We start from the raw sequence: 24324 nt of genomic DNA, 5'->3' as shown, positions 1-24324 counted from the left end.
TCAGCCTTCAGGCGGGAAAAGCGTCTGACGACCCTACAAAAAAGCCCGGCGACCGTTGGCGGTGCCGGGCTTTTGTGGGTCCGCCTGGATCAGATCTTGGCAATACGCAGGTTGTTGGTGCTGCCGGCCTGTCCGAAGGGGATGCCGGCGACGATGACGATACGTTCGCCCGGCCGCACAAACTCTTCCTTCACCGCCAGGGTCCGGGCGCGGTCCACCATTTCTTCATAGGTGCCGACATCACCGGAATGGATGGCGTGCGCCCCCCAGACCAGCGCCAGACGTCGGGCCACACCTTCATGCGGGGTCGCCGCCAGCACCGGCACATCCGGCCGTTTGCGGGCGATACGGGCCACGGTGTTTCCGCTGGATGTGTAGGCGAAGATGGCGGCGGCGTCGATGGTACCAGCCAGATCGGCCGCCACCCCGGCCACAGCATGGGACGGGGTGTGGTCCACCTCCGGCTCCAGGGCGGTGATGATGGGACGGTAGGTCCCATGTTTTTCCGTGCTGGTGATGATGCGGTTCATCATCGACACGGATTCCACCGGGAACTGACCCGACGCGCTTTCGGCAGACAGCATGACCGCATCGGCGCCGTCATAGACAGCAGTGGCCACGTCCGACGCTTCGGCGCGGGTCGGGGTGGGGCTGGCCACCATACTGTCCAGCATCTGGGTGGCAACAATCACCGGCTTGGCGGCCAGACGCGCGGCGCGGACCAGTTCCTTCTGGCGGCCGGGCACATCCTCATGCGGGATTTCCACGCCCAGGTCACCACGCGCCACCATGATGGCGTCTGACAGGCGGATGATATCTTCAATCTTTTCGAGCGCCTGCGGCTTTTCGATCTTGGAGACCAGACCCGCCTTGTCCCCGATCAGGGACTTGGCCTCGATCACGTCGGACGGGCGCTGCACAAAGGACAGGGCCACCCAATCGACGCCCAAGGAGAGGCCAAAGGCCAGATCGGCGCGGTCCTTCTCCGTCAAGGGTGACAGGTCCAGCGCCGTACCGGGCAGGTTCACGCCCTTACGGTTGGAGATGACACCGCCGACGATCACTTCCGCCGTGATCTTGTCGTCGCTGACCCCGCGCACCCGCACCCGCACGCGACCATCATCGATCAGCAGGTCCTGGCCCGGCATGATGGCCTTAAAAATCTCGGGATGGGGCAGGGGGATCGTGTCCTTGCCGCCGGGTTCCTTGCCCAGAACAAAGGTCACCTTCTCCCCATTCACCAGCTCTTCCTTGCCAGCGGTCAGGGTGCCGATGCGGATCTTGGGGCCCTGCAAATCCTGCAGGATGGAGATGGGGCGGCCGACCTCTTTCTCCAGCGCCCGGATGGCGGCATGAACCTTGGCATGGTCCTCATGGCTGCCATGGCTGAAATTCAGCCGAAAGACATCGGCCCCGGCCAGGAACAGCTCCTTCAGCTTTTCCGGCGTATTGCTGGCCGGGCCGACGGTGGCGACGATCTTGGCATGGCGATGGCGGCGCATGGGCATTCCTTGGGGCTTGGTGGTCCATTTATCCGGTCGCGGCATGATGCGACCTGTCATTGACAGCACTATAGCACGCCCGGTTGCGGAATTAATCCCCCAGTTACAAGAATTCGATGTCAGTTTGGTAATTCAGTTACCACGGCGCCACTCCTGCCGCCTTCGTGCAACAGGATGCAACAGAAAACAGGGATGTGTTGCATGGGCGTTGGGGACGACCTGCCGGACAGACAGGGTCCGGGTGCTGTCCTGGCACAGTATAGCAGGGTTGGGCGGGGAAGTCAGCGGTCTGGGGGGGGAGGGTGAGCGAACACCCTCCCTACCCCCGTCATCCGCGGGCGGGGCGGCGCAGGAAATCGGGTGTCCAGTCGCCGCCTGCCTCGGTCGTTTCACGGGCCGGGCGCTGGGCCCGCTGCGGTTGGGCGGCACCGTCGCGCGCCGGACGGTTGTCGGCGGCCTGTTTGGCGGCGGGGCGGGAATGGTTCTGCGGCTTGCCGTGCGGGGCGGGCCGCTGGCCCTGAGCCGGGGGGCGCTGGCCCTGCTGCCCCTGGGGGCGGGGGCCCTGCTGGGGGCGCGGCGGCTGCGGCCGGGCAGCGGGGGCAGCGGCCGGGGCAGCCGTGCCTTCGGCACGCAGCATGTCTGACCGGGGCGCATCGGGGCGCGGGCTGTCGTTGCGGGCGGCCTCGCCATGGCGCGGCTGACCGCGATGGCCGGGGCGGCCCTGGCTGCTGCGCTCACCCGGCTGGCCTGCGGGCTTGGCCCGGTTACCACGCTTGGGCTGTGGCTGCGGCGGGCGTTCGGGCTTCAGTTGCGGCAGGATGGCGGCGGCGGCCGGTTCCATCGGGTGGCGCGGGATCGACTGCCGCGTCACCTTTTCAATCTGCTTCAACAGCGGCCGGTCGGCAGGCGTGACCAGCGATACCGCCGTACCGGCCCGGCCCGCGCGGCCCGTGCGGCCAATGCGATGGACATAGGCGTCGGGCACTTCCGGCAGGTCATAATTAAAGACGTGGGTAATCAGATCCACATCAATGCCGCGTGCGGCAATGTCGGTGGCGACCAGGGCGCGGGTCTTGCCGGCGCGAAACGCATCCAGGGCACGTTCGCGGGCATTCTGCGACTTGTTGGCGTGATAGGCGTCCGCGCCTAAGCCAGCACCCGCCAATTGTGCCGCCAGTTTATTGGCGCCATGCTTGGTGCGGGTGAAGATGATGGCGGTTTCCACCGCCGGATCGGAGAGAAGCTTCACCAGGGTCGGTGCCTTCTGCGCCATGTCGAGATGGATCACCGACTGATCAATGCGCTCCACCGTGGTGGCGGGCGGCGTCACCTCCACCCGGACATGATCATGCAGCAGGCTTTCGGCCAGACCGGACACATCGTTGGGCATGGTGGCAGAGAAGAACATGGTCTGGCGGCCCGCCTTGGGCAGCTTCGCCACAATCTTCTTCACCGCCGGCAGGAAGCCCATGTCCAGCATGCGGTCCGCCTCGTCCAACACAAACAGGACAACATTGTCCAGCTTGCACTTGCCCTGATCCATCAGGTCGATCAGGCGGCCCGGCGTGGCAATCAGGATATCGACCCCGGCCGCCAGCGCCTTGATCTGCGGATTGATCGACACCCCGCCATGCACAACCGCATTGGTGAAGGGCAAGTGCAGGCCCAGCAGGTCGAAGACCGTGCCGACCTGCAGCGCCAGTTCGCGCGTGGGCAGCATGATCAGGGCGCGCGGATAATGCGGCCGGGCGCGTTTATCGGCCTTGGCCAGGGCCTGCAGGACGGGCAGGGCAAAGGCCGCCGTCTTGCCCGTACCCGTCTGGGCCAGACCCAGTACGTCACGACCCGCCAGGGCGGCGGGCAGGGCCTGCGCCTGGATGGGGGTGGGTTTGGTGTAACCGGCAGCGGACAGCCCGGCGGAAAGCGGGGACAGCAGCCCCAGACCATTAAAATCAAGCATGTGAGGAAACGTAACCTTCGTAACCGGCCCGGCGCAGGATGCAGCCGGACATCATAAGCACCACCGGAACGGTGGCGGCCCGATGGGGCGGCGGTTCCAGAATGTTGCGTTATAGAGTGCTTATCGCATGGGATTGTGCGCTGCGACAAGGGCGGATGGCGGGGGGCAGGGGTGCGGTGGGGTGGGGCAAGGCGTTGGGTGCGGAGGGGGGGGGAGGGCCTGGAGGCACCAAGATCACCACCTCTCCCCCACTCTCCACCGCCTTCCCGGCGAAGGCCGGGACCCAGGGGCCAAGCGCCCGACCTTTCAGCTTCGTTGATCGAGGCTATGGATAGGGGTGTGCTTGTGGCCCCTGGGTCCCGGCCTTCGCCGGGAAGGCGGAAAGGGGCAGCGGATCACTTCATCCGGAACCGGTTGCGCAGGCCGAGGCCGATAAGGAAGAGGAGGATCAGGCCCAGAACCATCTGTATGCCGGAAACGATTAACGCCCCGGTGCCCAAGCTCTCCACCGTCTTGCCCATCAGTTCCTTGCGCAGGCCGAAGCCGGCCAAGCAATTGACGGCGCTCAGTCCGACCGATTTTGTCCACCCTATATCAGGTTGAAGGAAAAACAAGGCCGGGGCACCAGCATTGAAGAGCGAGAGCAGCCATAGGAACGGCCAGTAGTAACTTCGCCCATAGTCGGAAGTGAGCCAATACAGTGAGATCGGTAAGCCTTTGAACCGTCCTAATTCCCTCCGCCGGCATTCCAATTCCTTAGCGAAGAATAGAAGCTCATCCTCGTGCCGCTTTTGCTTGTCCATCTCCAGCTTGAGGATGCAATACGCATCGGTCAACGCTTCAACATCTGCAGGCTTTAATCCCTTCAGTCGTGGCCAAGCAACCCGACGCCAGTTAGTGCGTGGATGGAGCGTAGCACCTTCAAATTGGGGTGGAGATTTTTCGAACCGGCAATCGGCAAAGTCTGTCGCCGCCTCCAATTCTGCACCGGAGAAGATAACTTCCCTTTCGAAACTCGCACTGTCGAAATTCGTGCGCCCCTTGAATTTTACACTGCGGAAATAGGCTTCCCCGCAAAAGACTGCGTGGCGGAAATACATAGACCTTTCGAAGGTAGCATTGCTGAAATGAGCGGATGTAAAAAATTTAGCACTATCGAAATGGACCTCTCCTGCAAAATTAGCGCCGCGAAAACAGGCCTCACCGCAGAAGGTGGCGTTGCTGAAATATGCGCCTTGAGAGAATTTGGCATGAGTGAAATAGGCATCCTTTAGAATATACGAACTAAAACGAAAATCTTGGTCAAAATGACAATCTTCGAAGTTAATTAACTGGTCAGCTCTTGGTATATCCACCGCTGCTTTTCCAGCCCTTCTTGCAAATTTAAGTCGGATTTCCTCCATCTCGTTATCGTCAAAAGGCGTTATTTCCTCGGCGTCAATCTTGTTGGCTAAGTACTTTCTTTGAATATCGGTCCATTCGTTTGCATAAAAGCGGTTCCAGGCGACCCGGTTCTGTAGCCGAAGGTTATCGTCGTCCAGGCTAGGCACTCCATACAGCGTTGCGAGCAAATACCAAGGATTCTCCTCAGCGGGCTTCGGTGTCGCTTTTTCGGTGCTGTTGGTCATGAGCGTGGGCTGCGGCTTGCAGTTGCAGGGTATACGCAGGATACAGCACAGAGTTCCTGAAAGACAGGCAAGTGGTAAGGTTAAGACTAGGGACTCACCCGCAGTGAAGTCAGTCATATCGCGGCAGACGCCGCTTACGCTGGGTCCCCGCGTTCGCGGGGATGACGGGAGAGTGTGTTCGGCGCGCACGGGGGCGGACGCTCCCGTCCGAAATCCCGCACAAACCCCACACCCCCTGTCCGAACTTCCAGACAAAACCCGCCCGCACCCCACGCCAACCCCTTGATTCCCAAGCAACTCGCCCCCTGGCACGCCCCATGCCTATAGGCCCCTGAAGGCGGGACGGGGCTATGTGGCCTCCCAACCCGGCGGACACGGATCAATTGGGAGAAGCGACATGGCCCAGGGTGCCAGCATCGCCGCCAGCCCGGCGGCGCCGAAAAAGTTCTATCAGAGCCTTTATGTGCAGGTGCTGGTGGCCATCGCCATCGGCATTGCGCTGGGGCATTTCTACCCGTCGGTGGGTGAAAGCATGAAGCCGTTGGGCGATGCCTTCATCAAGATGATCAAGATGTTGATCGCGCCCATCATCTTTCTGACCGTCGTGCATGGCATTGCCGGCATGGAAGACATGAAGAAGGTGGGGCGGGTCGGGTTCAAGGCCCTGATTTACTTTGAGGTTCTGACGACCATCGCCCTGGTGCTGGGCATGGTGATCGTCAATGTCTGGGAACCCGGTGCCGGCATGAATGTCGATCCCGCGACCCTGGACACCAAGTCCATCGCCTCCTATGCCGCCAAGGCGCAGGAGCAGGGGACCATCGCCTTTCTGATGCATATCATCCCCACCACCGTTGTCGGCGCCTTTGCCGAGGGTGAGATTTTGCAGGTGCTGTTCATCGCCATCCTGTTCGCCTTTGGCCTGCAAAGCCTGGGCGACAAGGGCCGGCCCATGCTGCACCTGATCGATCAGGCGTCGGGTGTCTTTTTCAAGATTGTCGGCATCCTGATGAAGGTGGCGCCCATCGGTGCGTTCGGGGCCATGGCCTTTACCATCGGCAAATATGGCGTCGATACGCTGATCTCGCTGGGGCAGTTGATGGCGGCGTTTTATGCCACCTGCCTGATCTTCATCTTCGGTGTGCTGGGTGTCGTGGCGCGGGTCTGTGGTTTCTCCATCACCCGCTTCATCCGCAATATCCGTGAAGAGCTGCTGATCGTGCTGGGCACCTCATCGTCGGAAAGTGCGCTGCCGCGCCTGATGGTCAAGCTGAACAAGCTGGGTGTGGAAAAGTCGGTGGTGGGGCTGGTCGTGCCGACCGGTTATTCTTTTAACCTGGATGGCACCTGCATCTATCTGACCATGGCCGCCATCTTCCTGGCCCAGGCCACCAATACCGACCTGACCATCTGGCAGGAACTGGGCATTCTGGCCGTGCTGCTGCTGACCTCCAAGGGTGCTGCCGGGGTGACGGGATCGGGCTTCATCGTGCTGGCGGCCACGCTGGCCACCGTGGGCCATATCCCCGTGGCCTCCATCGCCCTGATCCTGGGCGTTGACCGCTTCATGTCGGAGGCGCGTGCGCTGACCAACCTGATCGGCAATGGTGTGGCCACGCTGGTGGTGGCCAAGTGGGAAGGCGCGCTGGACACCAACAAGCTGCACGCCGAACTGGCCAACCCGACGGGGATTGAAGAGGCGGTGGAACGCCCCCGCACGGTGCTGGCCCCGGCCGAGTAAGCGCTTCCGCAGAACCTGTTTCATCCTTTATCCTTGGCCGCCATGACCTCCCCCCCTCCCATGCGCGGCCCCAACAGGGTGAAGACCGGCCTGATCGGCCTGGGCTTTGCCCTGTTGGCGTTTGTGCTGGCCTGGGGGGGCGGCGAACTGGCGGCGGGGATCAGCCGGGAGGCGCTGCTGGATCAGGCGGGGCCGCGGCGGGACCTGCTGATTGCCGGCCTGCGCAGCGAGTTGACGCGGCATGAGACGACGCCGGCCATTCTGGGCCTGTCCGCCACGCTGCGCAGCGCCCTGCAAAGCCCCGATGATCCGGCGGCGATAGAGGCCGCCAACATCCATATGGAACAGATTGCGGCGCGGACGGGGGCGGCAGCGCTCTATCTGATGGACACCGCCGGCACAACGCTGGCGGCCAGCAACTGGCGGCAGACCGACAGTTTTGTGGGCCGCAACTTTGCCTATCGCCCCTATTTCCGTGACGCGCTGGCCGGCGGTTCTGGCCGGTTCTATGGCGTGGGCACCACCAGCCGTGAACCCGGCCATTATTTTGCCCGCGCGCTGGAGGACGGGGGGCTGACGCTGGGTATCACCGTCGTCAAGGTCTCGCTGACCCCGGTGGAAAAAAGCTGGGCCGGGCTGTCGGACCGTATCCTGGTGGTGGATGGCAATGGCGTGGTGATCCTGTCGTCGGTGCCGGACTGGACCTTCCGCACGCTGGCCCCGCTGTCAGACGCGGAGAAGGTCAGGCTCGCCGATACGCGGCAATATGAGGGGGTGGCGTTGCGCGCCCTGGACTGGCGCGCCGGTGACGATGGGACAGTGACGCTGGCAGGTACGCCACGTGCCTATCTGGCCAGCAACAGCGCAGTGGAGGGCACGCCCTGGCGGCTTTACCTTCTGTCCAGCCTGGACGGGGTGGCCATGGCCCGTACCGTGGGCAGGGTCGGCGGGGTCGGGCTGGCCGCACTGGGCCTGCTGGGCTGGCTGTACTGGCGGCAGCGGCGGCGGACAAGGCGGGCCTGGGAACGCTCTGCCGCCGCCCTGGAACGCGAAGTCGCGGCGCGGACGGCGGCGCTGGTCGCGGCCAACGAGGATTTGCGCCGGGCGCAGGATGATCTGGTGCAGGCGGCCAAGCTGGCGGCCCTGGGCCAGCTCTCGGCGGGCATCACGCATGAGCTGAACCAGCCGCTGGCGGCACTGCGCACCTTCTCCGACAATGCGGCGGCCTTTCTGCAACGGGGCAGGCTGGACCGGGTGGCGGAAAATCTGCGCCATATTGCCGGCCTGACGGAACGGATGGCGCGGATCACCGGGCAGTTGCGCACCTTCGCCCGCCGGTCGGACAACCGGCCCGACAATGTGGTCGTGGCGCGGGCCGTTGAGAACAGCCTGACGCTTTTGGCCGAAAAGGTGCGACGGGTGGGGGCGGAGATTGTGCTGGATCTGGCCGATGGGCTGGCCGTGCGCTGCGACAAGCTGCGCCTGGAACAGGTGCTGGTCAACCTGATCGGCAATGCCCTGGACGCGGTGACAGGGCGGGAAGTGCGGCGTGTGGCGGTAACGGGGCAGGCGGCGGGGGGCCGTGTGCAGCTATGTGTGGCGGATACCGGGCCGGGCATTGCCGACGCGCATATGCCGCATTTGTTTGAGCCCTTCTTCACCACCAAACCGCCGGGTGACGGTCTGGGCCTGGGGCTGGTGATTTCAGGCAGCATCATCCGCGACCATGATGGTAGCCTGACGGCCGCAAACAGGCCGGAAGGCGGGGCGGTGTTCAGCATCGACCTGCCGGCGGCAAAAGAGGGTTAGCGTATGGTCGCACCGCGTATCCTGCTGGTGGAGGATGATGACGCCGTCCGGTTGGGCGTGGAGCAGGCATTGGAACTGGCGGACCTGTCTGTCGCAGGCTTCGCGGCGGCCGAACCGGCACTGGCGGTGTTGCGCCGGGACGGGGCCGATCTGCTGATCACCGATGTGCGCCTGCCGGGGATGGATGGTCTGGCACTGTTGAACGCGGCCCTGGCCGTGGATGCGGGTCTGCCCGTCATTGTGATGACGGGACATGGCGACATTGCCATGGCGGTGGGGGCCATGCGCGATGGCGCCTATGATTTCATTGAGAAACCGTTCGCGTCCGACCGGTTGATCACCACCGTCAACCGGGCGCTGGAAAAGCGTCGGTTGGTGGCGGAGGTGGGGGCGCTGCGTCAGGCGCTGGTGCAGCAGGATGGGCTGGATGCCGCCCTGCTGGGCCGGTCAGCGGGCATGATGGCGGTGAAAAAGCTGATCCGGCAGGTGGCCGATACCGGCGCCGATGTCCTGATCCTGGGCGAGACGGGCAGCGGCAAGGAAATGGTGGCCCATGCTCTGCACCAATTCTCCAAACGAGCGCCCAAACCGTTTGTCGCCATCAATTGCGGCGCAATCCCCGACAGTATGGTGGAGAGCGAGCTGTTCGGGCATGAGGCGGGCGCCTTCACGGGGGCTGCTAAGACCCGCATCGGCAAGCTGGAATTTGCCGATGGCGGTACCGTCTTCCTGGACGAGATCGAAAGCATGCCGCTGGCGGCGCAGGTGAAGCTGCTGCGCGTGCTGCAGGACCGGCGGGTGGAACGGCTGGGCTCCAACCGGTCGATCCCGTTGGATATTCGCTTCGTGGCGGCGACCAAGGAGGATCTGGGCGCCCTATCAAAACAGGGTCGGTTCCGCGAAGATCTATATTTCCGCCTGAATGTCGTGCCCCTGGCGATCCCGCCGCTGCGCCACCGGCGCGACGATATCCCGCTGCTGCTGGACCATTTCCTGCTGACGGCCAGCGACCGGCTGGGCACCCCGCCGCCATTGCTGCCGGCAGCAGAGCGACAGGCGCTGTTGGCCCATGCCTGGCCCGGCAATGTGCGCGAGTTGCGCAATGTTGCCGACCGTCTGGCCCTGGGCCTGCCGGCCCTGCTGACGGGGGCAGCGGAAACGGTCGGGCTGGTGGCCCAGGTGGAGGCTTTTGAACGGCAATTGATCAGTGCCATGCTGGCCGATCATCAAGGCGATGTGGCAGCAACGGCCGATGCCTTGGCCATCCCAAAGAAAACCCTCTATGACAAGCTGAAACGTTTCGGCATCGAAATAGGTAGTTTCCGGTGATGTGACTTCGTTCCGGAAGCGGAATAAGATGGACTGGGAGGTCGGTCATAGGACTGGATTGACGTGCATGGGCATATACCCTATTAAACCTAAGCGATAAAAAGCGGGGGGATGGGATCATGCTGCGTACGGTTGAACCTTCACGTCGTCATTTCCTGGTCGGGTTGGGCCGGTTTGCGGCGGTGGCCCCGCTGGCCACATCCCTCCCCTGGGCCTTGGGGGGTAAGGCCCGCGCTGCAACGCCGCCGCTGGCCTGCCCGCCGCCTTCCGCTTGGAACGATCTGTCCCGCCTTCTGGATGGCAGTGTCCTGCGTCCGCATGACCCGTTTTTCACCGATGTCTGCCGGCCCAACAATCTGCGCTACAACACCCTGCCGATGGGCATCGCCCGCTGCCTGTCGACCGAACAGGTGCAGGCGGCGCTGAAATGGGTGCAGCAGCAGGGATTGCCGTTTGCCGTGCGGTCGGGTGGCCATAATTATGCGGGTTATTCATCCACCAACGGCCTGCTGATCGACATGTCGCTGATGGCCGGGGTGGAGGTGGTGGATAAAAAGGATGGCATTGTCCGCGTCAAGGGCGGCACGGGCAACGCCCTGGTCTACAAGGATATGGAGAGATTGGGCCGCACCATTACCCATGGGCGGTGTGATGCCGTGGGGGCGGCGGGGTTCCTGCTGGGCGGCGGTATCGGCTTTAGCATGCGCATGTATGGCATCGCGTCCGACCTCCTGGCCGGCACGACGGTTGTGACCGCCGATGGTGAACGCCGCGACGCCAATGCCAAAACTGACAGTGATCTGTACTGGGCCTGCCGGGGTGGGGCGGGTGGTAATTTCGGCATCAACACGGAATTTCTGCTGCGCACTTTCCCGGCCGAAAACGTGTCGGTCTGCCAGTTGAAATGGACCGACAATCAGGCGGACGTGCTTTACAAGCTGTTGACAACATTGCCGAATGCGCCGCGTACCTTTGGCAGCAAGATCAATGTCACCCTGCCCAGTATTCAGCAGCGCTGTCAGGGTAAGGGCAGCGAAGTGTCGATCCTGGCGCAATTGCATGTGACCAAGGGCCAGACACTGAAGGATATCTTCGGGCCGTTGTGGGAGACGGCCACCAAGGTCTGGGTCCATGAAAACATCCCCTATTGGGAGGGGCAGGACTATCTGGCCGAAGAAACCTATCCTTATTTCTATCAGGAAAAATCCAGCTATATGCAGGCCTCTCGCATCACGCGGGGCGCCATTGATGCGCTGTTCGATGCGCAACGTGCGCAGCCGGGCACGTCGATGCCCGTCGCCTATAAGTTCTTCCAGACGGGCGGCGCCTGCAACGACATGAAGGCCGACGCCACCGCCTATGTCCATCGCGGCAATGACTGGCTGTTCTCGGTGGAGATGAACTGGTGGTTGCCGACTGATCCGGCGGGCCTGGTTGAGGAAAATCTGCAGTGGCAGAAGGATTTCTACGCCCTGGCCAACAAGCTCTGTTCGGCCGCCGGCGCCTATCAGAACTTCCCCGACCCGACCCTGGATGATTATGCCAGGGCCTATTACGGGGAGAATTTGCCCCGTCTGCGGCAGGTGAAAAAGCGGGTCGACCCGAACAGCGTCTTCACCTATGGCCAGGGGATCACGCCGGCGTGAGGCGATGCACCCGCGCCGCGTCGCCCAAGGCCTCTACCCCCGCCTGCACCACATATTCATGGTGGGTGAACAGGACCACCTGGGTGGCTTGGCCCAGTTCGGCCAGCGCCACCAGGCCGGCGCGGGTGCGGGCCTCGTCGGAGGTGATGAACAGATCATCGGCGATGAAGGGCAGGGGGGTGGCCTGGGTCACATGCGCCTCCACCGAGGCGATGCGCAGCGCCAGGAAAAGCTGGTCGCGCAGGCCCTCGCTCATCCCCTCCACATAGGCGTCGCTGCCATCCCGGCGTACGCCCACCAGGACCGGGCTGTCGCCGGTCCCGTAATCGATCTTCAACCGGACCACCGGATTGCCACCACTGGCGGCCATGGTGGCCAGGATGGACCCGGCGCGCGCCAGCAACGGGTGTTCGTTGCGGGTGCGATAGCGTTCAACCGCCTGGGTCAGCAGCAGCGACGCTGCACGCAGGCGCAACCAGCGGTCGGCCAAAGAGCCTGCACTGGCGGCGGCATCTGCGGCATCCTGGGCGGCGCCGCCAATGCCGGCACGCTGCCGCATCTCCGCCAAGGCCCGTTCCGCCTCCCGCAGCTTGACCGAGGTTTCGGCCAGATCATTCTGGGCGGTTTCAATTTGGGTAGACAGGTCAGCAACCTGCGCCGTCAGCGTGTCGGGGTCCAGACCGGTCACCGCCGCGCGTAACTGATCCGGGTCCAGCCCATCGGCGGCCCGGCCGAGGTCGGCCCGCAAATCCGCCTCCGTTGCGCGCAGGTCGCGGCGGCGGGCGGCGGCGGCGACAAGGCTTGGCACATCATCGGTGTCCGCCAGACGGTGCAGGCGGCGCAGATCGGACAGGGCAGCGGCGGCATCGCGGGCGGCCCGATCGGCCTGTTCGGCCCGCCTGGCGGCCTGATCACGCGATTGCAGCAGGCTTTCCCGCCGCGCCGCCTGGGTCCGTGCCAAGCGCAGCGCGTTATACAGCGCGCTGGCGGCCGCATCGGCGGACACATCCAGACCGGGGACCAGATCCGCAGCAGCGGTCAGCAGGGCGGCACTGTCGGTCCGGTAACTGTCAATATCGCGGCCCAGACCGGCGATGCGATGGTCCAGATCACGGATCTGGCGCACATCACCAGCAATATCCTCCCATACACGCAGGGCGGCCTCCGCTTCCGTCGGCAGCGCCAGCGGGGGCAGGCCGATGGCCGCCATGTCGGCGGCCCAGCCAGCACCCCAGCCGGCCAGGGCCTTGTCGGCGGCGGCAAGATCCTCACCGGCATTGTCCAGGGCAGTGCGGGCGAGGGTGATCCGCTGGTCGGCCTTGGCGGCCGCATCGGCGGCCCGCCGCGCTTGGGCAAAGGCGGCCTCCGCTGCGACACGCAAGGCGGGGAGCGGGCCCGTGTCCAGGGCATCGCCGCCACACAGGGTCAGCACCTGATGCAGATGGGCGGCGCATTGGCTGGCATCGGCGGTAACGCTGTCCAGCCCGTCCTGTCGCTGGGATTGCTGCGCCATTGCGGCCAGAACCGCCGTCGCCTGGGTCAGGAAGGCCGACATTTCGGCGGCCCCGCCAGGGGTGATGCCCGCCGGGCGCCACAGCTCCGTCCAGGCCTGCGACAAGCGCTGCTCTTCTTGATCCAGGGCGACGGCCTCCCGCTGGAGGGAGGCCAGCCGTTCAATACAGGCGACAAGATCGCTGTCGGCGCGCAGATAATCGGCCACCCGTTGCGCATCGCGGTCGCGCCGGTCGGCCAGATCGTCGGCGTTGCGCAACGCCGTTTCAAAAACCGGGACCATATCGGCGGGCGGGACCGTGCCCGTCAGAAGATGCGGGCGCAGGATGGACCAGCACTGGTCACGGTCGCGCCGGGCCTGGGCGATCACTGCCGGGGTTGGCACATCACCGGCAGTGGTCAGCCGGCGTAAGGTCTGGCGCAGACGAGTCGCGTCGGCCTCGGCGGCACGCTGGTCCTCCATCAGGCGCAGGCGGCGGTTATCCAGCGCCTGCTCCTGCTGCCGTTGGCGTTCCACCGCCTCAGGTGGCGGCAGGGGAAGGGCGCCCAGGCGGTCGGGTGGCAGTGCAAAACGCCCCAGGCGCGCGGTCAATTGGGACAGGTGCGTGCTGGCTTCCTCCAGCGCGCGGCGCGCCTGATCCTGGCGTAACTCCACCTCACCAAAGCGGCGGGCAGCAGACAGGGCGGCGTCGGCCTGGGACAGGCGGGTGGCATCGGGAGCGGGGGCCGGCTGCTGACGTTCAGCCTGTCTGGCATCGCGGCTGGCGGCGTCATACCGACGGGCAGCATCGGCGCGGGCCTGATCCAGCCGCGCATGCTCTTTCACCTTCTCACGGATGCGGGCAATCAAAAGCCGGTCGGGCAGAAGCGCCGACAGGGCGTCAAGATCTGGGGTCTGACCAATATCCCGCGCCGCCTGTTCCAGGCGGGCCAGAGCAGCGGCTCGCTCCTGCTGTCGCTTTGGCAGGTCGGCGGCGGACTTTGCCATCTCCCCCTGCCGCTGATACAGCGCCTCGATCGGGGCGGCCAGGCTCAGCAGGGCTGGGATGGGACCGGCCGCAGTCAGGGCGGCTTCCGCCTCTGCCAAGGTCAGGGCGGCCTGCTCCGCCTGCCGGGTACTGGTCAGCACCTCCGCCTCTGCGCGGCGCCAGTCGGCGGCGAGGCTGGCGGGCAGGTCGGGGCCGTCACCGGCATCGGCAAGCAGACGGGACAGGTCGTCCAGTCGGGCCAGCAGGGGGCGGACACGGCGCAGCCGTTCCAGGCGGCTGCGCTCCCGCTGCGCCTCGGCCAGGCTGGTGCGGATCGCTGCGAGTTGCTGCTGTGCCACTGTAACCGCGGTTTCAGCAGCGTCCCAGGCCTCGGCCTTTGTCGCCTCATTCCGCATACGGGCGCTGGCGTCGGCATGGGCGTCGATGGCTTGCCACAGGGGTTTGCTGGCCTGCTTGCGGTGGGGGCTGCCGATGGCGTCAGCATCCGCGGTGAGACCGGCCACAATCCGGTCCAGACCAGACAAACCGCTTCCCGCCTGAAACAGGGTACGGGCCAGATCGCCCCCTGCCGCCAGCATCGCCTGCCCGCCAGCCCGCAGCCGTTCATGGTCCAGGCCGAACAGGCGCTGAAACCCGGCGCGGTCCAGGCCGCAAAGATGTGGCAGCAACAGACCTTCGGGCAGGGGCGTGGTGCCGTCCCCGTCCAGCAGGGTGGCTTTGGTGCCCTTGCGTCGCTTCACCATCAAGCGGCTTCCATCCGGCAGGGCCAGAAGGGCGCCGATGCGCAGCGCGCTGTTGGAATGGCGGAAGCCCATGCCGGAATTGCCCGGTACGCCGAACAGCAGGTCGCAGATGGCGGACAGGGCGGTTGATTTCCCGGCCTCGTTGCGTCCATGCACAATATGCAGACGGGCCGCCGGATCAGACAGGTCCAGGCTGGTCCCGTCAAAATGCCCGTACCGTTCCAGATCCAGACGCTCGATACGCATCAGGCCTCCCCCGCCAGCCGGTTCAGCAGCAATGCCTCTGCATCGGCCAGCAGGGCGGCCAGGACGTCCTGGCGATCCAGATCGGGATCGGCGTGGGCGGCGGCGGGCAACCGGGCCTTGATCTGCTCAAGATCGGCCAGAAGCGGGGCCAGCGCCACGGGATCGGCCTTGACCTCGGCCAGGATGGCGGTCAGATCGGCCAGCCCGTCGCCTCTGGCCTGTGGTTCCGCCCAGTCCTGGGTTCGCACGTCCAGCTTTTCGATCCAGATATCCCCGCCGGCACGCGATGCTGCCATCGCCACCTCTGCCGACACCCAGTCAGGGTCTGCCTTCAGCCGGCGATGCAGACGGGTATGGCCTGTGAAGGTGAGCCGCAGGGCAAGGGTGCGGTCACCTGCCTGTTCGCGTGCCCTGGTCAGGGCGGCGGCGGTTCGGTCTGCCAGCGTCCGGTCATCACCCACGCCGGTCAGGTCCAGCGACAGCCGATCCCAGCGCACATCGTCCAGCACGATATGGGCCACTTCGACAATCCGCCCGGCCGCCACCGTTACCATCGTGGCCCCCTTCGGCCCTGTCTCGTTGACATGGCGGCCTTGCAGATTGCCGGGGAAAACGATCCAGGGGTCGCGGTCGACCACAGTGCGTTCATGCACATGGCCCAGCGCCCAGTAATCATAGCCCTTGGCCTTCAGATCGGCGGGCGAGCAGGGAGCGTAGCGCGCGTGCGGCGGTTTGCCCTCCAATGCGGTATGCAGCACGCCGATATTCAGCAGGCCGGCGATGGGTGCTGGATAGGTTGCAGCCAGGTTGTCAGTGACGTCGCGTGTATGAAAACTGCGCCCATGTAGAGCCACCCCCAGATCGTCGCGACGAAACGTCTGCGGTTTTCTGGGATCGAACACATGGACATTGGGCGGCAGGGTCAGGCGCCGCGTCATCGTGCTTTCGGCATCGTGATTGCCGCGCAACAGATAGACCGGGATGTTGGCCCGTTCCAGTCGCGCCATTTCGCCGGCGAAGAACAGGCCGGTCATGAAATCCCGCCAGTCACCATCATACAGATCACCAGCGATGATCAGGAAGGCGACCTGCTCGTCGATCGCCAGATCGACCAGTCGCACCAGTGCACGGCGTGTGGCACCCACCAGATGGTCCGCCCGGCCACCGGCCTTGGCAGCCAGACCCAGCAACGGGCTGTCCAGATGGATGTCGGCGGCGTGCAGAAAGCGCATGGGGCGGCCCGGAACGGGAAAGAGAAGATAGGCTTACCCGTTCCGGGGGCGCAGGTGCAATGGGTTGGGGCGCGTGCTGTCAGCCCGCCCGGATCTGGGCCACAAAACCGCCGACCTTCTGGTCTGTGGCACTGGCGTTGTCCCGTACCTTGGCAGCATTGTCCAACGCCATGACGGCAGACTCCGTCACGGCCAGGACCTTGTCAGCGATCCCCTGGATGGCGCGGGACGCCTCATCGGTGCCGTTCGCAGCTTCTGTCACATTGCGGGCGATTTCCTGGGTGGCGGCGGTCTGTTCCTCCACCGCGCTGGCGATGGCGGCTGCGGTTTCGTTGATGGTGCGGATTGTGGTGGCAATGCCGACCATGGCCTTGGCCGCCTCTGCCGACGATCCACGGATGGACGAGACCAGTTCGGCAATCTCCTCCGTTGCTTTGGCCGTCTGGGTGGCAAGGTTCTTGACCTCTGATGCCACGACGGCAAAACCCTTGCCGGCTTCACCGGCGCGGGCAGCTTCAATTGTCGCATTCAGCGCCAGAAGGTTGGTCTGGCTGGCAATCTCGCTAATCAGGCTGACAACGGCGCCAATACGCTCGGCGCTGTTTGTCAGCGCATCGACGGTACCGGTGGCGGTGCCGGCCTCTTCGGCAGCGCGCGATGCGATGCTGGCCGACATCTGGACTTGGGATCCAATCTCGGCGATGGACGCACGCAACTGTTCGGCGGCGGCGGCCACGGTCTGCACATTGCTGGCTGCTTCTGTTACGGCAGACGCGCCCAGGGCGGTGCTTTGCTGGGTATCGGCGCAATCGGCGGACATCAGTTGCGCCATCTCCACCATTTGTTCGGCGCTGTTGGTCACCGCATGCAGCAGGGCACCCACCTCGCGTTCAAACCGGTCCGCCAGTGCCAGACGGTCGGATTTCAGTTTGGCCTCTGCTGCCGCATCCTTGCGGGCGGCTTCCGCCCGCAGGAATTCAGCCTCGGCCAGCCCATCGCGGAACGCCACCACGGCTTCTGCCATATTGCCGATTTCGTCGATCCGGTCCGTGCCAGGGATACTGCTTTTCAGGTCACCGCGCCGCACGCGCGCCATCGCCTCTGTCAGGGCCAGAATGGGCCGGGCCAGATTATTTCCCATCAGCGCAAAAAGTCCGGCGCCGACGGCGACGAGAATGGCAGCGATGATGGCAAGGGTGGTTACCGACCGGATCAGGGCATCGCTGATCACACTGGTCGGTACCGTGGTCAGCAGCACCCATTGCTCCTGCACCCCGTCAAATCGGATCGGTGTTGCGAAGACCAGCCGTTCCGCCCCCTCCAGCATCAGCGTCGCAGATGTGGCGCGACCGTCTTTTTGGGCCTGCCCCACCAGATCGGCGAGCGGCCCCTTGGCCAATGGCTTGTTCAATTGGGCGGCGTCGGGATGAACCACCCAATTGCCATTCTGCGCCAGCAACCGGACATCGCCTGCTTCCAGCGGCCGGAAGGCAGCAAACTGTTTTTGCAGGGCGGTCAATGCCATGTCGGTTGTGACGATACCGATGGGCTTGCCGCCGCGTCGGATGGGGGTGCTGACGGTCACCATCAGCACTTCCCGGCCCTCAACCGGATAGGGGTATGGGGCCGTCAGCATGGTGCGGTTCGCGGCAAGCGGGTCCAGGTACCATTCCTTGATCCCCGCCTCCACCGTCATGACCAGCGCTTCGATGCCCACAGTGCCATCGGATTTACGGAAAAAGTAAGGGACGTAGCGGCCAGCGGCATCGGCACCGGGCAAACCCTTGCCGGCCGCATCATTGCCGTCAAAGCCGTTGGGTTCAAAGGCGGTCGTGACACCGACAATGTCTGGATTGATGGCAACGGCGGCGCTGACCTGCTGCGACAGCATCTCACGCGAATAACCGGCGGTGGTCAGCCCGCCCTCCGTCTGCGCATTGACGATCAGGGCATTATTGATGGCGTTTTCAACCAGATCGGCGGCGATCAAGGAAAAGCCCGTCGTCGCTTCCCGCAGGGCGAGGCGGACCTGTTCACCTGTTGTGCGTTGCACCTGAAAGGCAGCGCCAATGGTCAGGGCCAGACCCAACCCGAGACATAGGCCAACACTGGAAAGGACAAGGCGGTTTTTCACCGAAGAGCGCAGCGACAGGATCATGGGCCTTTTCCCTTGCTATTTGGGGGAAACTGGATACGTCCGTGTGCTTTTGTCGATTTATCTTGACGCCGATTGATGTCCGTTTTGTTCCAATCCGTTGACGTTGCGGGATCGTTTGGATTTTGGCCACGATCTTTTTTTATGCAACTGTCCACCACCGCTGGTTTTGTCCGACCGTCACTTCCATGCCACATCCGGGATGGTGGCATGTCGGACGCAGACCTGCGGCGCTCTTGCGCGCCAACGGCGGGCGCGCTAAGACCAATTTATCGATGGTTTCCCGAAAGGGATGAAAAGGGAACATGGTGCGGCGCCGCGAGGTGCCAATGCCATGGCTGCCCCCGCAACTGTAAACGGCGAGTGCTGCCCGACATGGCCACTGGGAAACTGGGAAGGCCGGGCGAGTGCAAGGACCCGTGAGCCAGGAGACCTGCCATCGGCAATGCGTCGCGCGGCCATTGGGCGGGGTGCCCCGATGGGACGGTTCACCGTTTCGCGCTGGCGCTTCGGAAGGAGTGCGCGGGTGAACCGGTTCGATGCCAAGCCCCCCTGGGGCTTACACAGGACCAGACTGTCAAATTGACGCCAGCCGTGTCCCTGCAAGGGGACGCAACGGGCAGCCATTATCTGCGCATCACCGCCGAATTCGTCATGGAAACGAAACGGAGTGATGAAGTGAGCCGAGTATCCTATTTCCGCGCCACCCTTCTGGGGGCTGCGGCCAGCCTGACCGCCTCCGCCGCCCTGGCGGAGCCGACGCAGGTGGCAGAGATTATTGTTTCCGCCAACAAGCTCCCCACCGCGCAGGAACGGGTGGGCAGCAGCGTCAGTGTCATCACCCGCACCGAGATCGAGCGCCGGCAACAGGTGCAGGCACTTGACCTGCTGAAGCGTGCGCCAGGCGTGTCCATCTCCCGCAATGGCGGTCTGGGCAGCACATCCACGGTGCGCCTGCGCGGATCGGAAAGCGGAATGGTCAAGGTGCTGATCGACGGGGTCGAGGTGAATGACGCCTCGGGCGCCAATAATGAGTTCGACTTCAACAGTCTGCTGACCGGCGATATTGAGAAGATTGAGGTGCTGAAAGGCCCGCAGAGCGCGCTTTACGGCAATGACGCCATGGGCGGCGTGATCAATGTCATCACACGGCGCGGCGAAGGCGAAGCGGCGATCCGTGGTACGCTGGAGGCCGGTGCGCACGGTACGTTCCGCCAATTGGCCAGCCTGACGGGCGGCACGCAGCAGGTGGATTACGCCCTGTCGGCGGCCAACCTGCACACGGACGGTTTTTCCCGCACGATCGTCGGCAATGAGAAGGACGGCACCGATGCACGGTCGGCCAGTGGCCGGCTGGGTGTGACAGCGTCCGATATTCTGCGCTTTGATCTGAATGCGGGCTGGTCCTGGATGGACACGGAGTTTGATCCGTTCGGCGGCGACGGCCCGTCTGACCAGGAAAAGGAAACCTGGCAGGTGCGTGGGGCGGGTAGCTTGAGCCTGCTGGACGGCGCGTTTGAGAATGTGCTGGCCGCCAGCTACGCCTCCACCGACCGCGACTTTGATGAGCCCACGGGCTTCTACCGTTTCTCCACCTTTGACAGCCGGCGTAAGGCGCTGGATTACCAGGGTAATCTGCGCCTGCGCGATGCAGACATCGCCACCATCGGCGTGTCGGTCGATGAGGAGGATGCCAAGACCACCAATACGGTGGGCACCGCCACCACCACCGGCCTGGATGACAGCGTCACCACCAAGTCGGCCTTTGTCCAGTATCAGACCGCCGTCAGCAGCGACCTGACCCTGACCCTGGGTGGTCGTGTTGATGATCATGAGCAGTTCGGGACCGAGGGCACCTGGCGCGCCACGGGTGCCTATCAGGTGCCGGCCACGGGGACCGTGCTGCGCGCCAGCTATGGCACCGCCAACAAGGCGCCCACGCTGTTCCAGCTTTACGACCCGACCTATGGCAATGCGGCGCTGCGGGCCGAGGATGGCAAGGGGGCCGATATCGGGTTTGAGCAGAAGCTGCTGGATGGCCGGGTGGGCTTCGGTGCCAGCCTGTTTCGCAACAGCTACACCAACCTGATCGGTTTCTCCTTCCCCGCCGGCTATGTGAATATCGCACGGGCCCGCACCAAGGGTGTGGAACTGACCTTTGAAGCCACCCCGGTCGAAAGCGTCCTGATCCAGGCCAATTACACCTATCTGGAGGCCAAGGACCGGGTGACCGGCCGCGACCTGCCGCGCCGTCCGCAGGACACGCTCAACGCCTCCATTGACTGGACCGTCCTTGAGGGTGTCGATGTCGGGGCCGCCCTTCGCTATGTCGGCAAGCAGCGCGATACGGCGTCGGCCACCTCGCCGATCCTGGACAGCTACACCACCGTGGATGTCACGGCGCGCTGGGCGGTCCTGGACAATGTCAGCCTGTTCGGGCGGGTGGAGAACCTGTTTGACGAGGATTACCAGGAGGTTCGCACCTACCGTGCGCCGGGCCGCTCGGCCTTTGGCGGCGTGACGGTGACCTTCTGATGCGGGCCGGCGTCGCCCTTCTGGTGGCGGCCTTGATGGTGCTTCCGGTGGGAGCGGCGCCGGACCCACACCCGGCCGGCCGGGTCGTCTCCTTGTCGCTGTGCGCGGATCAGTTCCTGCTGGCCCTGGACGCGCAGGCGCAGATTGCCGGCCTGACCCGGCTGGCAGGGGATGACCATCTGTCGCCTTATGCCGACCGGGCCGCTGGCCTGCCCATCCATGACGGGACAGCGGAAAGCGTTTTGATGCTGAAACCCGATCTGGTCATTACCGGCGGTTATGCCCGGGCGCAGACGGTGGGCATGCTGGAACGGCTGGGCGTGCCCATCCTGCGGCTGAAAACGGCGCAGACCCTGGCCGATATCCCGCCGCAGATCGAACAGGTCGCCAGCGCCCTGGGGCGGGCGGCGGCGGGACGGGCCTTGGCCGACCGGTTGCGGGCCAAGCTGTCGGAACCGGCCGCCGGCCTGCGCCCCACGGCGGCACTCTACCGCCCCGGCGGGGACGTACCGGGATCGCGTGGCATTGTGAATGACATGATGAAGGCCGCCGGGTTGCAGAATATCGGCGGCGACCTCTCGGGCCGACCCAATGGGCGGGTCGCGGTGGAAAGTCTGCTGCTGAACCCGCCTGACCTGCTGGTGCTGGATTCTGTCCGTCCCGACCGGCCCGGTATCGGCCAGTCGGTGCTGGATCACCCGGCCCTGGCGGCTGCACAGGCGGAGATGGCGATCGCCACTTTCCAGATCGCTTGGTGGCTCTGCGCTTCGCCGGCCTCAATCGCGGGGGTCGAGCATTTGGCGGATGTGGCGGGCAAAGCATTGGGGGGGCGGAGATGAGGGCGATGTTTCGTACAAGGGAACCGTGGCTTACGCTTCTTCCTTGGCACCGGGCCCCGGTAACCAGCAGGGTGATGGCAAAGGCCTTGGATGCCGCAGGAGATGGCCCATGACCGCCGTCACGCACGCAAGGTTGGCAGCACCGGCCAAAGTGCCGGTCCACATCGCACTCCTGATCCTGTTCCCCTGCCTATTACTCGCCAGCTTCCTGATTGGTCCGGCGGAGGTGCCGGCGGCTGATCTGCTGTCGGGCCTGTTCAGCGGGCAGGGCAGCCCCGCCGCCCTGATCGCGCTGGAAATCCGGTTGCCGCGTGCCCTGCTGGGGGCGCTGGTCGGGGCCGGGCTGGGCATGGCGGGGGCGGCCCTGCAAGGCTATCTGCGCAACCCGCTGGCCGAACCGTCGCTGATCGGGGCATCGTCATCGGCCTCGCTGGGCGCGGTGCTGGCCATCTATTTCGGGCTGTCGGCCACCGTTCCCCTGGCATTGCCGGTGGCGGGGATGCTGGGGGCCGCGCTGGCCATGCTGCTGATCCAGGGGCTGGCGGGGCGGGAAGCGTCTGTGCTGATGCTGATCCTGGCCGGGCTGGCAGTACAGACCCTGGCAGGGTCGCTGACCTCGCTGGCCCTCAATCTGGCGCCCAATCCGCATGCCGCACTGGAGATCGCCTTCTGGCTGCTGGGCAGCCTGACCGACCGCACCAACGACCATCTGCTGGTATCTGCCCCCTTTATCCTTGCCGGTATCCTGGTGCTGGCCGGATCTGGCCGGGCGCTGGATGCGCTGGGTCTGGGGGAGCGGACAGCGGGCAGCATGGGCGTGGACCTGAACCGGTTACGCTGGCGCATCATCATCGGCACCGTCCTGGCAGTGGGGGCAGCAGTGGCGGTGACGGGCAGCATCGGCTTTGTCGGGCTGGTGGTGCCGCATCTGCTGCGCCGGGTCACGGGCAACCAGCCGTCACGGCTGCTCTGGCCGTCGGCGCTGGCCGGCGCGTGTCTGCTGCTGGCCGCCGACATTCTGGTGCGGTTGCTGCCCACCAATGATGAGTTGAAACTGGGCGTTGTCACCGGTCTGATCGGGGCGCCCTTCTTCTTTCACCTGCTGCTGAAAACCAGGGAGCGGATGCGATGAGCCTGCTGTCAGCCCGCAATATCCGGTTCGCGCGTGGGGGCCGGCCCATCCTGGATGGGGTGGACCTGTCGGTGGGGGCGGGGGAGTGTGTCGGCCTGATCGGACCGAACGGTGCCGGTAAATCCACCCTGCTGTCGGTCATGGCGGGCCTGCTGAAGGCGGATGGTGCCGTCGCCCTGGATGACAGGCCGCTGGAGCAGTGGAAGCGGGCCGATCGGGCGCGGCGTATCGGCTTTCTGGAGCAGGGTGCCACCTGCCATTGGCCCCTGACGGTGGAGCGTGTGGTGACGCTGGGCCGGCTGCCCCATGCCAGCCCGTGGGGTGGCGAAGCCGAGGCTGACCGGGCCGCGATTGCCCGCGCCATGCAACAGTGCGACGTCACACAGTTTGCCGAGCGGAGTGTGACAAGCCTGTCGGGCGGAGAGCGGGCGCGGGTCATGCTGGCCCGCGCATTGGCCGGCGATCCGGCCATCCTGCTGGCCGATGAGCCGGCGGCGGGACTGGACCCGTATCACCAGTTGCAGGTGATGGAATTGCTGGCCGGGCTGGCGGCGGGGGGCATGGCCGTCGTGGTCGTGCTGCATGATCTGACACTCGCGCTCCGGCACTGCACACGCCTGTGCCTGCTGGATGAGGCGGGGAAGGTGGCGGCGGATACGGCCCCCGCTGACCTGCTGGACAGCGGTGCCTTGGGCCGGGTCTATGGCATCGAACTGCTGCGCGGTGGGCATGAAGGGGCGCCGTTTGCCTTGCCCTGGCGGCGGCTGCGGTCGGAGATGCGGGCATGAAAGGATTGACGCTGATCCTGGGCGGCGCGCGGTCAGGCAAAAGCCGCAAGGCGGAGGAACTGGTGACGGCCCTGCCGGGCCCCTGGGTCTATATCGCGACGGCCCAGGCCTTTGATGCCGAGATGCAGGACCGGATACGGCTGCATCAGGGCGGTCGGGCCGATGGCTGGGTCACGGTGGAGGAACCACTGGATCTGGTGGCGGCCTTAAGCCGCGCCAATGCCACCGGTCGGCCCGTGCTGGTCGACTGCCTGACCCTGTGGCTGACCAATATCATCCTGGCCGGACGCGAGGTGGAGGGAGAGACGGCACGGCTTCTCGACCTGCTGCCCGGTCTGACGGTGCCCGTGGCCCTGGTCGGTAATGAGGTGGGGTTGGGCATCGTGCCCGACAACCGTCTGTCGCGCCTGTTTCGTGACCATGCGGGCCGGCTGCATCAGGATATCGCGCGCATCGCCGACAAGGTGCTGTTCATGGCTGCCGGCCTGCCGATGCAGTTGAAATGACACCAATGGTCAAGGGCTGTGACCGCTGGTAC

Annotated in this window: 15 protein-coding genes and 1 riboswitch; of the genes, 9 read left to right on the top strand and 6 right to left on the bottom strand. The window is 64.9% G+C overall.

Going from position 1 to position 24324, the window contains the following annotated elements; all coding sequences use genetic code 11:
- Positions 1-89: 89 nt before the first annotated feature.
- From pyk to CHU95_RS19880, 3 genes are all read right to left on the bottom strand, one after another.
- Complete coding sequence (gene pyk, locus CHU95_RS19890) at positions 90-1502, bottom strand: pyruvate kinase (RefSeq protein WP_094458573.1); 1413 nt, start codon at positions 1500-1502, stop codon at positions 90-92.
- Positions 1503-1830: 328 nt separating this feature from the next.
- Positions 1831-3462 carry a DEAD/DEAH box helicase gene (locus tag CHU95_RS19885; protein WP_094458097.1) on the bottom strand — a complete coding sequence of 544 codons (1632 nt, stop codon included), beginning with the start codon at positions 3460-3462 and terminating at the stop codon, positions 1831-1833.
- Between the two features lie 395 nt (positions 3463-3857).
- The gene (locus CHU95_RS19880) at positions 3858-5090 is read right to left on the bottom strand and encodes a pentapeptide repeat-containing protein (protein WP_165772276.1); all 1233 of its coding nucleotides are present in this window, start codon (positions 5088-5090) and stop codon (positions 3858-3860) included.
- 397 nt (positions 5091-5487) lie between these two features.
- Here CHU95_RS19880 and CHU95_RS19875 point away from each other — a divergent pair, with 397 nt between their 5' ends.
- The 4 genes from CHU95_RS19875 to CHU95_RS19860 all read left to right on the top strand — a co-directional run bounded on the left by CHU95_RS19875 (position 5488) and on the right by CHU95_RS19860 (position 11615).
- The gene (locus CHU95_RS19875; RefSeq protein WP_094458095.1) at positions 5488-6831 is read left to right on the top strand and encodes a dicarboxylate/amino acid:cation symporter; all 1344 of its coding nucleotides are present in this window, start codon (positions 5488-5490) and stop codon (positions 6829-6831) included.
- A gap of 60 nt (positions 6832-6891) precedes the next feature.
- Complete coding sequence (locus tag CHU95_RS19870) at positions 6892-8640, top strand: sensor histidine kinase (RefSeq protein ID WP_165772275.1); 1749 nt, start codon at positions 6892-6894, stop codon at positions 8638-8640.
- A gap of 3 nt (positions 8641-8643) precedes the next feature.
- Positions 8644-9969, top strand: a complete 1326-nt coding sequence (locus tag CHU95_RS19865; protein WP_094458093.1) for a sigma-54-dependent transcriptional regulator — start codon at positions 8644-8646, stop codon at positions 9967-9969.
- A gap of 119 nt (positions 9970-10088) precedes the next feature.
- Positions 10089-11615, top strand: a complete 1527-nt coding sequence (locus CHU95_RS19860) for an FAD-binding oxidoreductase (RefSeq protein ID WP_094458092.1) — start codon at positions 10089-10091, stop codon at positions 11613-11615.
- On the opposite strand, the gene CHU95_RS19855 is transcribed toward CHU95_RS19860, so the two are convergent.
- From CHU95_RS19855 to CHU95_RS19845, 3 genes are all read right to left on the bottom strand, one after another.
- On the bottom strand, positions 11602-15105 hold the full coding sequence (locus tag CHU95_RS19855; protein ID WP_094458091.1) for a YhaN family protein: 3504 nt from the start codon (positions 15103-15105) through the stop codon (positions 11602-11604). The two genes, CHU95_RS19860 and CHU95_RS19855, sit on opposite strands and share 14 nt — an antisense overlap.
- The gene (locus CHU95_RS19850; protein ID WP_094458090.1) at positions 15105-16337 is read right to left on the bottom strand and encodes a metallophosphoesterase family protein; all 1233 of its coding nucleotides are present in this window, start codon (positions 16335-16337) and stop codon (positions 15105-15107) included. Before CHU95_RS19850 ends, CHU95_RS19855 begins: the two co-directional genes overlap by 1 nt.
- A gap of 79 nt (positions 16338-16416) precedes the next feature.
- Positions 16417-18495 (bottom strand): methyl-accepting chemotaxis protein, encoded by a 2079-nt coding sequence (locus CHU95_RS19845; protein ID WP_094458089.1) that lies wholly within the window; start codon positions 18493-18495, stop codon positions 16417-16419.
- A 256-nt stretch (positions 18496-18751) separates the two neighbouring features.
- A riboswitch (cobalamin riboswitch) is annotated at positions 18752-18947 on the top strand.
- Between the two features lie 139 nt (positions 18948-19086).
- Here CHU95_RS19845 and CHU95_RS19840 point away from each other — a divergent pair.
- From CHU95_RS19840 to cobU, 5 genes are all read left to right on the top strand, one after another.
- Positions 19087-21027 (top strand): TonB-dependent receptor plug domain-containing protein, encoded by a 1941-nt coding sequence (locus CHU95_RS19840; RefSeq protein WP_133065584.1) that lies wholly within the window; start codon positions 19087-19089, stop codon positions 21025-21027.
- A complete protein-coding gene (locus tag CHU95_RS19835) occupies positions 21027-21866 on the top strand; it encodes an ABC transporter substrate-binding protein (protein WP_094458088.1) in 840 nt (279 codons plus the stop codon). The genes CHU95_RS19840 and CHU95_RS19835 overlap by 1 nt, the downstream gene beginning before the upstream one ends.
- 109 nt (positions 21867-21975) lie before the next feature.
- Positions 21976-22998, top strand: coding sequence for a FecCD family ABC transporter permease (locus CHU95_RS19830; protein WP_094458087.1), 1023 nt, complete (start codon positions 21976-21978; stop codon positions 22996-22998).
- On the top strand, positions 22995-23786 hold the full coding sequence (locus tag CHU95_RS19825; protein WP_094458086.1) for an ABC transporter ATP-binding protein: 792 nt from the start codon (positions 22995-22997) through the stop codon (positions 23784-23786). The genes CHU95_RS19830 and CHU95_RS19825 overlap by 4 nt, the downstream gene beginning before the upstream one ends.
- Positions 23783-24292 (top strand): bifunctional adenosylcobinamide kinase/adenosylcobinamide-phosphate guanylyltransferase, encoded by a 510-nt coding sequence (cobU, locus tag CHU95_RS19820; protein WP_094458085.1) that lies wholly within the window; start codon positions 23783-23785, stop codon positions 24290-24292. The genes CHU95_RS19825 and cobU overlap by 4 nt, the downstream gene beginning before the upstream one ends.
- The last annotated feature ends 32 nt before the right edge of the window (positions 24293-24324 follow it).

Origin of the sequence: Niveispirillum lacus (assembly GCF_002251795.1) — a bacterium.
Taxonomy (GTDB): domain Bacteria; phylum Pseudomonadota; class Alphaproteobacteria; order Azospirillales; family Azospirillaceae; genus Niveispirillum; species Niveispirillum lacus.
The sequence above is the reverse complement of the archived record's forward strand: the minus strand, read 5'-3'. Positions and strand labels throughout refer to the sequence as shown.